This is a genomic window from uncultured Duncaniella sp., from assembly GCF_910577345.1.
In the GTDB taxonomy this organism is placed as follows: domain Bacteria; phylum Bacteroidota; class Bacteroidia; order Bacteroidales; family Muribaculaceae; genus Duncaniella.
In genome coordinates, this window is the sequence record NZ_CAJTMT010000017.1 from 52,328 (window position 1) to 65,051 (window position 12,724).

The 12,724-nt window shown below is 53.3% G+C and carries 10 protein-coding genes; all 10 read left to right on the forward strand.

What is annotated here, in order from left to right; translation table 11 throughout:
- The first annotated feature begins 7 nt into the window (after positions 1-7).
- The 10 genes from nuoL (at position 8) to QZ310_RS08865 (ending at position 12,225) form a co-directional block, all read left to right on the forward strand.
- Positions 8-1,954 (forward strand): NADH-quinone oxidoreductase subunit L, encoded by a 1,947-nt coding sequence (gene nuoL / locus QZ310_RS08820; RefSeq protein WP_297072135.1) that lies wholly within the window; start codon positions 8-10, stop codon positions 1,952-1,954.
- A 37-nt stretch (positions 1,955-1,991) separates the two neighbouring features.
- Complete coding sequence (locus QZ310_RS08825; protein WP_297072136.1) at positions 1,992-3,494, forward strand: NuoM family protein; 1,503 nt, start codon at positions 1,992-1,994, stop codon at positions 3,492-3,494.
- 16 nt (positions 3,495-3,510) lie between these two features.
- A complete protein-coding gene (locus QZ310_RS08830; RefSeq protein ID WP_297072137.1) occupies positions 3,511-4,953 on the forward strand; it encodes an NADH-quinone oxidoreductase subunit N in 1,443 nt (480 codons plus the stop codon).
- Between the two features lie 152 nt (positions 4,954-5,105).
- Complete coding sequence (murI, locus tag QZ310_RS08835) at positions 5,106-5,936, forward strand: glutamate racemase (protein WP_297072138.1); 831 nt, start codon at positions 5,106-5,108, stop codon at positions 5,934-5,936.
- A 78-nt stretch (positions 5,937-6,014) separates the two neighbouring features.
- On the forward strand, positions 6,015-8,543 hold the full coding sequence (locus QZ310_RS08840; protein ID WP_297072139.1) for a DUF4493 domain-containing protein: 2,529 nt from the start codon (positions 6,015-6,017) through the stop codon (positions 8,541-8,543).
- Positions 8,544-8,587: 44 nt separating this feature from the next.
- Positions 8,588-9,289 (forward strand): DUF4923 family protein, encoded by a 702-nt coding sequence (locus QZ310_RS08845; protein ID WP_297072140.1) that lies wholly within the window; start codon positions 8,588-8,590, stop codon positions 9,287-9,289.
- Positions 9,290-9,324: 35 nt separating this feature from the next.
- Positions 9,325-9,873 (forward strand): ORF6N domain-containing protein, encoded by a 549-nt coding sequence (locus QZ310_RS08850; RefSeq protein ID WP_297072141.1) that lies wholly within the window; start codon positions 9,325-9,327, stop codon positions 9,871-9,873.
- A 182-nt stretch (positions 9,874-10,055) separates the two neighbouring features.
- Entirely contained in the window at positions 10,056-11,027 is a 972-nt protein-coding gene (locus QZ310_RS08855; protein ID WP_297072142.1) for a glycosyltransferase family A protein, read from the forward strand.
- Positions 11,024-11,581: a phosphoribosyltransferase gene (locus tag QZ310_RS08860; RefSeq protein WP_297072143.1), complete on the forward strand. Its 558-nt coding sequence runs from the start codon at positions 11,024-11,026 to the stop codon at positions 11,579-11,581. Before QZ310_RS08855 ends, QZ310_RS08860 begins: the two co-directional genes overlap by 4 nt.
- Complete coding sequence (locus tag QZ310_RS08865) at positions 11,578-12,225, forward strand: HAD family hydrolase (RefSeq protein WP_297072144.1); 648 nt, start codon at positions 11,578-11,580, stop codon at positions 12,223-12,225. Before QZ310_RS08860 ends, QZ310_RS08865 begins: the two co-directional genes overlap by 4 nt.
- Positions 12,226-12,724 lie beyond the last annotated feature (499 nt).

Sequence of the window (12,724 nt, forward strand, 5' to 3'; positions counted from 1 at the left end):
ACGCCCTATGGATATTACAATACCTATTCTTATATTGGCAATACCCCTGTTCATGTTCCTTCTGCTGGGACTCGGGGGAGTCAAGATGAGTCACAAACTCGCCGGCACCCTTGGTTCGCTCGGCATGGGAACCGTGTTGGTCTTGTCCTATTACACGGCGTTCACCTATTACTTCTCAGGAAACCCCGAATTCATTGACGGCACAACCCGTCTGCAGTATGTGGTCTTCAACCAGACCTGGTTGCAGTTCACTCCCAACCTCGCCATCAAGCTCGGTTTCCTTCTCGACCCGATTTCTGCCCTGATGCTCATCGTCATCCCGACGATTTCATTCATGGTCCACATCTACTCGCTCGGCTACATGGAGGGTGAGAAAGGTTTCCAGCGCTACTACGCTTTCCTTTCGCTCTTCAGCTTCTCGATGCTCGGTCTCGTTGTCGCAACCAACATTTTCCAGATGTACATCTTCTGGGAGCTCGTGGGTGCATCATCGTTCCTCCTCATCGGTTTCTTCTACACCCTTCCTTCGGCCATCTCAGCTTGTAAGAAAGCATTCATCGTCACCCGTTTCGCCGACCTCGGCTTCCTCATCGGTATCCTTGTCCTGTCGTTCTACACTCAGCAGCTCGACTTCCTCCCGATGACCCAGAATCCTCAGGGCGTTCTCGCAAGCTTCGGCGGCGCAACTTTCATGGGTGCTTCGGTTCTCACTTGGGCCCTCGTGCTCATCTTCACCGGCGGTATGGGTAAATCAGCCATGCTTCCCCTCCACATCTGGCTCCCCGACGCGATGGAAGGCCCGACCCCCGTTTCGGCCCTCATCCACGCCGCTACCATGGTTGTGGCAGGTGTCTATCTCGTGGCCCGTCTCTTCCCGCTCTACATGCTTGAGGATGCAGCCCTGATGTTCATCACAGTTGTCGGTGCCGCCACAGCCTTCTATGCCGCTATGGTTGCCTGCGCACAGATTGACATCAAGCGTATCCTTGCTTTCTCGACAATCTCGCAGATTGCCTTCATGATGGTGTCGCTCGGCGTTGCCTCTCGCAACAATGTAGCCATCCACGAAGGTCTCGGTTACATGGCCTCCATGTTCCACCTCTTCACCCACGCGATGTTCAAGGCCCTCCTCTTCCTCGGTGCAGGTGCGCTCATCCACGCCGTACACTCCAACAACTACACCGCAATGGGTGGCCTCCGCAAGTACATGCCCATCACCCACATCACCTTCCTCATCGGCTGCCTCGCAATCGCCGGTATTCCTCCCTTCGCAGGTTTCTTCTCGAAGGACGAAATTCTTGCCGCTTGCTTCCACAACAACTGGTTCTGGGGCGCATGGATGATGATGGTGGCTGCAATGACCGCTTTCTATATGTTCCGTATGTACTTCCTCGTATTCTGGTGGAACAATCCTGACTACGCAAAGGAACATCACGGACATCTGCCCCACGATCCGGGCATCGCGATGTCATTCCCTCTGATTTTCCTCGCAATCGTCTCGACTGTCTGCGGTTTCATACCCTTCGGCAAGTTTGTGACATTCGACGGTCATGAGTATATCATCCACCTCGATTGGGCAGTTGCCGGATCAAGCATCGGTATCGCTCTCATCTCGATTCTCTTCGCGATGTGGCTCTACGCAAAGGAGAACGACAAGCCCCGCCGCATGGCCGACTCCTGCCGCTGGCTCTGGACTGCCGCTCACCGCCGCTTCTACTGGGATGAAATCTATCTCTTCATCACCCGCCGCATCATCTTCGACGGTATCTGCAAGCCTATCGCATGGTTTGACCGTCATGTCATCGACGGCACTATGGATGGCTTCGCCTACGTCACCAACAAGGCATCCGTCGCCATCAAGGGATTCCAGAGCGGCAAGGTACAGATGTATATCTGGTGGTACCTCATCGGTGCTGTTGTCCTTGGTCTAATCGTCGCAGTGTGTGTCCTCTGAAACTGTCAATCAAGTAGCTGAAATTTATAGTAACGATATGTTTTCCAATATATTAATTTACTTTGTGGTGATACCCCTGGTCATGATGCTGGGGCTCGCCCTCTGCCGGAACATCAAGCAGATTCGCGCAGTGGCCGTCACGGGCTCGGTCGCTCTGACCGCCCTCTCGGTCTGGCTCCTCGTTGACTACCTCGCACTCCGCGCCGCCGGAGCCACCGAACCCATGCTCTGGGTTGATTCGTGGCAGTGGTTCGCACCCCTCAACATCAATCTTGCCGTGGGTGTCGACGGTATCTCCATCGCCATGCTCATCCTCACAGGCATCATCCTTATAACAGGTAGCTTCGCATCGTGGGAGATTCCCCAGCCCAAGGAGTTCTTCCTCTGGCTCATCCTTCTCTCGACCGGTGTCTACGGCTTCTTCATCTCAATCGACCTCTTCACGATGTTCATGTTCTATGAGGTCGCCCTCATCCCGATGTATCTTCTCATCGGTGTCTGGGGTAGCGGCAACAAGAACTACTCGGCTATGAAGCTTACCCTTATGCTCATGGGTGGTTCAGCCTTCCTCATGCTCGGTCTCATCGGTATCTACTACCACTCCGCAGTTGACGGCAACCTCACATGGAACATCCTTGAAATCGCTCAGAACGACGCCATCAGCCACGGCTGGCAAAAGTTCCTCTTCCCGATGACCTTCGTCGGCTTCGGTGTCCTCGGTGCCATGTTCCCCTTCCACACATGGTCGCCCGACGGTCACGCTTCAGCCCCGACTGCCGTGTCTATGCTCCACGCTGGTGTGCTCATGAAACTCGGTGGCTACGGTTGCTTCCGTGTCGCCATCTTCCTCATGCCCCACGCTGCAAATGAACTCGCCTGGATTTTCCTTATCCTCACAGGTATCTCGGTTGTCTACGGTGCGTTCAGCGCTTGCGTCCAGAATGACCTCAAGTACATCAATGCCTATTCGTCCGTGTCGCACTGCGGTCTGGTGCTCTTCGCCATCCTCATGCTCAACACCACAGCGATGACTGGTGCAATCATGCAGATGCTCTCCCACGGTCTCATGACAGCCCTCTTCTTCGCCCTCATCGGTATGATTTACGGACGTACCCATACCCGCGACATCCGCGAGATGGGCGGTATGATGCAGATTCTGCCTTACCTCTCTGTCTGCTATGTGATTGCAGGTATGGCATCGCTCGGTCTTCCCGGTCTCTCGGGCTTCGTTGCCGAAATGACAATCTTCGTCGGTTCGTTCGAACATACTGACCTCTTCCACCGCATCTTCGTCATCGTGGCCTGCAGCTCTATCGTCACCACCGCGGTCTATATTCTCCGCGTTGTCGGCAAGCTGCTCTACGGTCCCGTCTATGACGAGCACCACCTGACCCTCACCGACGCCAAGTGGTGGGAGCGTGTCGCAACCGCCGGACTCATCGTCTGCGTTGCCGGCATCGGTCTCTTCCCCAACTTCTTCGCTGATCTCATCAAGTTCACTTTCAGCCCCGAAATCTTCACCGTTATCGGCCTGAACTAATCACAGATTAATAGCAATGGATTACTCACAGTTTTTAGCACTCAAGCAGGAAATAGGATTGTTAATCGTATTCCTATTAGTCTTCCTTTACGACACCTTCTGCTCACCCAAGGCTGCAAAGAGCGTTCCCGTGATTGCATGTGTGCTCATGGCGGCTGTCACCGCCTTCGGCTTCTGGCAGTCATGTCAGCCCGCAACCTCGGCCTTCGCAGGAATGTATTTCTCGTCGCCCGTCATCGTGGCTATCAAGAACATTCTCAATGTAGGTGCCCTCATTGTTCTCATCCAGTCACTCAAATGGGCCAACTCGGAATTTACCTCGATCCGCCGCGGTGAATTCTATGAGTTGATTCTCCTGACCCTCTTCGGCATGTATCTGATGATTTCGAGCCGCCACTTCCTGATGTTCATCATCGGTCTCGAAACCGCCTCGCTCCCCCTCTGCGCGCTCGTCGCTTTCGACAAGCACCGCTATGAGAGCCATGAGGCAGCCATCAAGTATGTCCTCACCGCCGTCTTCTCGTCGGCTGTGCTCCTGATGGGTCTTTCGTTTGTCTACGGCATCGCCGGCACTCTCTACTATCAGGGCATCGCATCCGCCATCCACGGCAATATGGGTGTCATGCTTGCAGTGGCTCTCGCATTCGTCATCTCCGGTTTCGGTTTCAAGATTTCACTTGTTCCCTTCCACCTCTGGACCGCTGACGTCTATCAGGGTGCCCCCACATCCGTCACTTCATATCTCTCGGTGATTTCCAAGGGCTCGGCTGCTTTCGCCTTCCTCGTGGTGCTCACCACAGTGTTCGGTTCTGTCTACGAGGCAGCATGGGAATGGATGCTCTACGGACTCATCATCCTCACCATCACCATCGGTAACCTCTTCGCCATGCGCCAGAAGAACATGAAGCGCTTCCTTGCCTTCTCGTCAATCTCGCAGGCCGGTTACATCATGCTTGCCATCGTCGGCAACAACGGTATGGGTGTGTCAGCCCTCATGTTCTACACTCTTGTCTACATCTTCTCCAACCTCGCTGCCTTCGGTGTCATCGGGGCCATCGAGAATGCTACAGGCAAGATTGAGATGACTGACTACAACGGTCTCTACAAGACCAATCCCCGCCTCTCGGTGACAATGATGCTTGCCATGTTCTCGCTTGCAGGTATTCCCCCCTTCGCAGGCTTCTTCAGCAAGTTCTTCGTGTTCACCTCGACACTCAACGGGACTAACTCGACAGCTCTCTATGTCCTCGTGCTCATCGCCCTCATCAACACCATCATCTCCCTCTACTACTACCTCCTTGTTGTGAAGGCAATGTTCATCAATGACAGCGAGAATCCCATCGCCACCTTCCGTTCGGCTTGCTCCGAGCGCCTCGGCATGTGGATCTGCGTTGCAGGCATCATCGGTCTCGGTATCGTAAGCTACTTCTACGATTACCTCCTCACCGTTGTCGCCTGACCGACGGACTGACATCCCCACCAACAGGAATTGAAAAACATTTCCATATCCTAAACTATCTCCGGCTGTAGGGCGTTTTCCTTGCAGTCGGAGATTGCTGCAAAAATCCACCACTGCAATCTCTTCATCATCAATTTAATCACAGCTCGACTATGTTTCCATCATCACCCGGCCCTATCGGCGTTTTTGACTCAGGCTACGGTGGCCTGACCATACTCAAAGAAATTCGTGAGGCTCTTCCCGAATATGACTATGTGTATCTCGGCGACAATGCCCGTACCCCTTACGGCACGCGCTCGTTCGATGTGGTCTATGAGTTTACCCGCGAGGCCGTCGAGGCCCTGTTTGCGCGCGGTTGCCATCTCGTCATCCTCGCCTGCAACACCGCCTCAGCCAAGGCTCTCCGCTCCATCCAGCAGAAGGACCTTCCGGGATGGGACAGCTCGCGCCGTGTGCTTGGTGTGATTGTGCCCACAGTCGAAGCCCTCGGCTCAATCAGCAAGAACGGCAACATCGGCATCCTCGGAACCCCGGGTACCGTCAGCTCAGGCACCTACGACATCGAGATTGCAAAATTCTTCCCTCAGTTCCGCACCGTCTCGGTCGAATGTCCGATGTGGGTTCCTCTCGTCGAGAACCGCGAGTATGACTCACCCGGTGCCGACTACTTCGTGGAGAAGTATGTCGAGGAACTGTTTGCCCAGGAGCCGGAAATCGACACCATCATCCTCGGTTGCACCCACTATCCTCTTCTCATCGAGAAAATCCGCCGTCAGGTTGCCGACCGCGCCACAATCGTCACCCAGGGTGAACTCGTTGCGGCCAGTCTGCGCGACTATCTGAACCGCCACCCGGAGATGGATGCCAAATGCACCCGTGGAGGCTCATGCACTTATCTGACCACCGAGAATCCCGATAAGTTCACTGATCTTGCTGCCACATTCATGCAGGCACCGGTCCGTGCGGAGCACATCGTGCTCTGATTTTGGTCGCTTACGGCTTTATTGCCGCCCGTCCTCGCTCCCGTCCAATCATTATCACTCTTTCCACTGCAATCTATTATGCACTTTTTACGCCCCCGACTGCTCCGTCTGTTCCCGTGGCTGAGCTGTCTGTTGATATTGTGTGCCTGTGATGACAACGACTCCCTTGTCAACACCGGTACGGCGCGCCTGTCGGTCAATGTGAAGATCGACAACACATTTACATATCCCGGTGGCAACCCGGTCGAGACGACCGATTTCGTGCTTCCCGACATATCTGAGGTGGCCATGTCGATGAGCGCTCTTGCCGGGGAGTATTCCCATGTCTGGCCCTCGTTTGATGAATTCCCTCAGAATGATGTCTACTTTGCAGGGACATATTTTCTGAAAGCGTTCTATGGCTACGGACAGGAAGGTTACGGCAAGCCATACTACGATGCTGAGTCGACAATTGACATGCTGCCGGGGGCGGTTGTCTCCCACGACTTCCTTCTGCGTCCCGTCAGCACGGCCAACAGGGTGATATTCCCGCAGGAGTTCATTGAATATTTCACCTCTGTCAAAGCATATCTCCATGCCGACGGAGGCGGATATTTCGAGTATCTCCCTTCTCAGTCCGAAATCCTTTACCTCCTTCCCGGAAATACTTCCCTCTATCTTGAACTCGGTCTGCCTGATGGCAGGACAGCAGGCTATCGGGCTGTGGAGATTCCGGCGGCAAAGAGCGGGGTCTATTACACCTACGAGCTCTCGCTGTCCTTCTCCGGCGATGGTGACCCGGTGGTCACCTGCAAGGGTGGGGATGATATTGCCATGCAGGTCTTGACCGAAAGTTTCCTTATGGCGCAGCCGCCGGTCATCACTCCAATAGGGTGGGAGCCGGGTGTGGAGTATGTTTTGCCCGAAGGTGAGATACCGGACATCCCTGTCATTGCCCGCATATCCTCATTTTCGCCACTCTCTCACCTCATGCTGACAGTCAACTCGACCTATCTCAATTCCATCGGCGTCCCCCGGCAGTGTGATCTTCTCAATCTGACCGAGGAGGAATCGGCATTGTTTGCGTCGCTCGGACTTGCCGTCTCCGGCAATTCGGGACGGATGGAACTCGACTTCTCAACCTTCCTCGGAAAACTCGTGTTTCTCAATGAGGCACAGGCTATCACCTCTATCGGTCTGCTTGCAGAAGATTCACAGGGCAGGGTAGGGGTGCCGGTCATGGCTACGGTGCGTTCTGTGGCGATGGAAATCTCCGTCACCGATGTCCCGGCAGTCATGGTAGGGGAGAAAGAGGCGCAGATAAGTGTTGCCACCATTGCCGACGACTTCGCTTCGAACGTCGGGATTGAGATTCTTGATGATGCCGGACGCTGGACCGAAACTTCCATCCTTTCTGTCGAGGAGGAGTCGGACGGACTTCATACAATCCGCTTCGCCATCCCGGAGACAACCTCCGACATCAACGCCCGCATCCTCTACTGCAAGGAGGTGCGCGCCGACTTTGTCATCAACCGCTTCATGCCCTCCTTTGAGCTTGAGGTGGATGCTTTCGCAACCTACAGTTGTGTGCGCGTCAATGCGGCTACCCCGGATCTTGTCGCCACGATTGTCCGTGGGCTCTACATCTTCCTCAATGGCCGTCAGGCTTCGGTCCTTGTCCGCTATCCGGAGCGTGGAGTGGTTGTAATAACCAACCTTACCCCCTCGACCACCTATTCGCTCACATCGACGATGATGAACCGTCCTGATGAGGCGGATTTCACACCCGAACTCCGTTTCTCCACCGAATCAACCCCGGCTCTGCCGAATGCTGAATTCGAGGAGCGCAAGGAGGGCATCATCTATGCAAATCTGCCGAGTGGCGGACGCTATTCACAGACTGAAGTGGCTATATTCAATTGGCAGAACCATACTTCGTTTGACCAGAAGGTGCCGAAGGAATGGGCAAATACCAACTCGAAGACATTCTCGCGCAAGAGTGCCAATCCCAACACCTGGTACATGCAGCCATCCGTATTCACAGCCATTGCCGACACTGAGGAGACAAGTTTCGCCGTCTGTCTGCAAAGCGTGGCCTTCGACCTGAACGGCCCCATTATTCCTGATTATACCCAGACAGGGAAACCTTATCTGAAATATTCGCCCATCGTTCCCGAAATCGCATCGCGCGCAGCCGGTAAGCTCTTCCTCGGTTCTTATTCCTTCGATCCTGCAACAATGCAGGAGACCTACAACGATGTGGTTGACTGGCGTTCGCGTCCCATGTCGCTCAACGGTTACTATAAGTATAACCCCTCCACCTCCGATCCCTCCGACACCGGCCTTGCGATAATCGAGGTCTACGGCAAAATTGACGGGAAGGATGTGGTCATCGGCTCCTCTGTGGCGCATCTGCCGGTGGCTAACAGCTACACGGCTTTCAAGGCATCCCTTTCCTACGACTATTTTGGCGTGAAGGCCACAGGGCTGAAGGTCATGTTCGCCTCCTCTGCCGGAATCGGCACGATTGAGGAGGAGAGCGCAGCCGTCATCACTACTCCCGACCCCGTCAGCGGAGCATCCATCGGTAGTACGCTCTGGCTCGACCACATCTCCCTCTCCTACTAACAACTGATAACTTACAACTCACATCTTACAACTCACAACTGAATATGAAAAAATCTCTTCACACCCTCCTCCTCGTTCTCGGCATCATGATGTCGGCAACCACTCCTTCAATGGCTTCTCAATGGGATCTCAACAGCGTATTAGGCAAACTTGGCAATGCTTCCACAGCCACCGATTCGACAGCCACTAACTCCGGCTCTTCTTCGACCGGCGGTCTCGGCGCATTGCTGTCGGGTGTCGCCAACAAACTTGGTGTCGGCTCGTCGACACTCACCGTCGACAAGCTCGTCGGCACCTGGAATTACGCCGGCCCTGCCGTATCGTTTCAGAGCGACAATTTCCTCCTCAAAGCCGGTGGCGCTGCCGCTGCCTCGCAGGTTGAGGCCAAGCTTGAACCCTACTACAAGACCGCAGGTTTTACATCGCTCGTCCTTACCATCAACAATGATTCTACTTTCAATTTCAAGGCACGTCTGATAAATATGAACGGTGTCATTACCAAAAACACTGAGACCGGAAACTTTATTTTCCAGTTCAAGGCCTTGAAATCAATCAACATTGGTTCGATGGAGAGCTATGTCGTGATGAACGGCAATAAGATGGAGCTGACCTTCGATGTGAGCAAGCTTATGGTACTGGTTGAGAAAGCAGGCAAAATCACCGGCAACAATACGGTCAAGACCTTGTCGACACTTCTCAACAAGTATGATGGTATGACCGCAGGTTTCGAACTCCAACGGCAATAAGTCACCAATACTAAACACTCTCTAAAATGGCTACCATGGGAAACATTGCAATTTACAAGGATATTGAGAATGCTGTGATTGACCTTCGTGGATCACAGGTGATTCTTGATGTTGACGTCGCCAGACTGTATGGCGTTGAAACCAGAGAGATAAATCAGGCAGTGAGAAATAATCCTGAAAAATTTCCTGCTGGTTATGTCTTAACGCTTGAAAAATCAGAACTTGAAGATTTGCGGTCAAAATTTTTGATCGCAAATCTCTCCCCGAAATCGCGCGTATTGCCCAAAGCGTTCACTGAAAAGGGCCTCTATATGCTTGCTACAATCCTCAAAAGTCCGGTTGCGACAGAGGTGACCATCGGCATTGTCGAGACCTTTGCGAAATTTCGTGAGCTTTCGCGCAATGTGGCTGCATTGACTTCACTTCCGGACGATGAGCGGAAAAAGAAATCGTTGATGGAACAGAGTGGTGAATTGCTGTCAGATTTGCTTGACGACAGCCTTGAAACCATAGACTCCGAGACGACACTCGAACTGAACTTGGCCGTCTTGAAACTCAAGCACACAGTAAAGCGCAAAAAATAGCCATCCCCTTCAAAAAAAATGATAGTATAGATGTAACAGTATAGATGCAATACCAGTATAGATGAAAGTAGCGTTTAAAAATAACCCAGAAATATAGCATCTCTCTATACTCTATACTTTCCCCTCTATACTACCCCTAATACTTCACCCTTAATACTTAATACTTGGTACGAAGTACCCCAATGGTCTCCATCATCATTCCTGCCTACAATGCCGAGCGTTATCTCCGGGAAGCCCTGGAGAGCGCTCTCGCGCAGACCTATCGGGACATAGAGGTCATTGTGGTTGACGACGGCTCAACCGACTCCACCCCGGAGATTATCCGTGAGTTTGCAGTCCGTGACCGTCGTATCAAGGCCATCCGGCAGGCTAATGGCGGAGTCTCGGCAGCACGCAATGCTGCTATTGCCCAATCGGCAGGAGAATGGATAAGTTTTCTCGACAGTGACGATTGTCTTTATCTCTGGAGTATTGGATTCATGATGGATGTGGCCCGTGAGAGTGGTTGTCAGCTTGTCTATGGAGCATGGACATCCGGGGCTACGTTCAAGAGCTATCCGACCCCAGCCGGCCGACCCAAGTTCAGTATCCACGAGCGAGAGGAAGTGTTTGAAAAAGTCCTCTACCAGACTGCAGACATTCTCCCTGTTCCGTGGGGGAAGCTCTACCACCGTTCCCTGTTTGACAGCATGAAGTTTGAGGAGGGTGTCATCTACGAAGATCTCGACCTCTTTTATAAGTTGACCCCTTCGCGGAATCGTATCGCCGTCACCTCTGCTCCCGTCTATTTCTACCGCGACAATCCATCGAGCATCACCAACACCTTCACTCCCTCGCGCCTCGATGTGCTTGCCGTGACCGAGAGACTGGAGGAATACATCGCTGTAAATCATCCATCGCTCCTCCCTGCTGCGCGCGACCGCCGTCTGAGCGCCAATTTCAATATGCTCTGCCTCCTCGCCATCCACGACCGCGAGGGGCGTTATGCCGATGTGGCCGACCGTTGCTTCGCGCTGATAAAGTCCTACCGTCGGGCGAGCCTGTTCAATCCTCGCGTGAGACTTAAAAACAAGATTGGCATCCTCCTGTCATATCTCGGACGTGGGGGCTTAAGAATTGTTTCACCTTTGGTCTATGGGAGGAAAGCGCGATGAGGGTAATCACACTTGACAAAGCTGACTTCTCCGGAAGTTGCCGTAGGCTTGCCGATGAGGTAATCTCGTCCGGTTTCATGCCTGAATTGATAGTCGGAATCCGTACCGGCGGGGAATACGTCGCCCGCGAAGTCATGGCAGCGTTTCCCTCCGTCCGCCTCGCCGTGGTCGAATTGCAGCGACCCTCCACCCGCTCCAAGAGTCAGTTCCGCAGTCTGCTCCACCGGCTTCCACGCCCTGTGCTCGACATCATGAGGATGGCCGAGGCGCAATTGCTTGCCCTCAAACCCAAAGGATGTGTGCCCGACATAGCGCTTCCGCAAGGCTTGGTGGGAGATGGAGAGAGGAAAATCCTTGTGGTGGACGATGCTGTCGATAGCGGTGTCACCCTCAGTGTGATTGTCAAGGCTCTCCGCAAGGCGCATCCCGATGCCGATGTCCACACAGCCGTGATAACAGTCACCACCCTCCGGCCCCTCATCCGCCCTGACCACTGCCTCTACAATAACCGAACCCTAATCCGTTTCCCATGGTCAATGGACATGAAAAAATGACAGCCGACGGTGTTGAGCTTACCCCCTGCGCCGTGGTCGATCTCGACGGCACCCTGCTCCGTGGCAACTCCTTCCGCCTCTTCATCCGTTTTCTTGCCGGAAAGCTTAGGCGCGAGGGGCGCTATGCCTCCCTGTCGCGGATGATAGCCTTGCTTGCTGCGCGCCGTCTCCGGCTGATTTCCCATGTAGGGATGAAATATCCCATCCATCGTCTCGCCTCGAGGATTGTCACTGACGCGGAGCTTGCTGACTTCACCAATCGCATCCTCCTCCCTGCCGTAAATGCCCCTCTGCTCGACGAACTGAAGCGGCTGAAAGCCTCCGGCCACTGTCTGCTCCTCGCCACAGCCGCCCCCGACCTCTATGTCCCCCAACTCAGCCTGCAACTCGGTTTCGACGCATGGACAGCCACATCTTTATCCTCCACCCTAAAGGACTACGCCGAAAACCGTGGTGCGCGGAAGCGTGACCGCGCTCTCGACTTCGCCCGTCAGCATGGGTGCATTATCGCCGTAGTTGCCACCGACCACGAAGACGACCTCCCCCTCCTGCTCCTCCCCGACCTCCGTCGCCTGCTCGTCAACCCAACCCCCGTCCTCCGTACAAAACTCTCCGAATCCAGCCTTACCTTCCACGAGTTTTAATCCCCATAATTGGCCAGTCGGGATGGTGTCGTTATGGGCCTGTATGGCCTGTAGGGACGCTTTTCAAAGCGTCCCTACAGGCCGTTCTTATTGTATATTTAACGTGAGTTCGATATAAGGATTCACAGTTATAATAATAAAACAATCAGCCATTTAGCATCAAACTAAGTGGCTGATCTTCTTGGTAATCTCAAATAAAATTCGTAAATTAGTAGTGCCTAATTACAAGATTTACAAGAATTTATATTATGATTACCGAAAACAAAATTACGGAAATTTTCTGTATCGCAGACGACTTTTGCAAGTATTTTTCATCAGAGCTGAAGAAACATCAGATAGCTGACGGTAAAAAGCATCGGAACAAGTCTTGTAGACTCTCTGAAGCCGAGGTGATTACAATCCTCATACTATTCCACAGCAAGGGATTCAGATGCCTCAAACACTTTTATACACAGTATGTGTGCAAGCATATGCAACCCCTGTTTCCGCAGACCGTATC

Bases quoted from the DNA above. Each gene is read 5' to 3' on its own strand.
- nuoL (WP_297072135.1), top strand. From the start codon at position 8: ATGGATATTACAATACCTATTCTTATATTGGCAATACCCCTGTTCATG.
- QZ310_RS08825 (WP_297072136.1), top strand. From the start codon at position 1,992: ATGTTTTCCAATATATTAATTTACTTTGTGGTGATACCCCTGGTCATG.
- QZ310_RS08830 (WP_297072137.1), top strand. From the start codon at position 3,511: ATGGATTACTCACAGTTTTTAGCACTCAAGCAGGAAATAGGATTGTTA.
- murI (WP_297072138.1), top strand. From the start codon at position 5,106: ATGTTTCCATCATCACCCGGCCCTATCGGCGTTTTTGACTCAGGCTAC.
- QZ310_RS08840 (WP_297072139.1), top strand. From the start codon at position 6,015: ATGCACTTTTTACGCCCCCGACTGCTCCGTCTGTTCCCGTGGCTGAGC.
- QZ310_RS08845 (WP_297072140.1), top strand. From the start codon at position 8,588: ATGAAAAAATCTCTTCACACCCTCCTCCTCGTTCTCGGCATCATGATG.
- QZ310_RS08850 (WP_297072141.1), top strand. From the start codon at position 9,325: ATGGGAAACATTGCAATTTACAAGGATATTGAGAATGCTGTGATTGAC.
- QZ310_RS08855 (WP_297072142.1), top strand. From the start codon at position 10,056: ATGGTCTCCATCATCATTCCTGCCTACAATGCCGAGCGTTATCTCCGG.
- QZ310_RS08860 (WP_297072143.1), top strand. From the start codon at position 11,024: ATGAGGGTAATCACACTTGACAAAGCTGACTTCTCCGGAAGTTGCCGT.
- QZ310_RS08865 (WP_297072144.1), top strand. From the start codon at position 11,578: ATGACAGCCGACGGTGTTGAGCTTACCCCCTGCGCCGTGGTCGATCTC.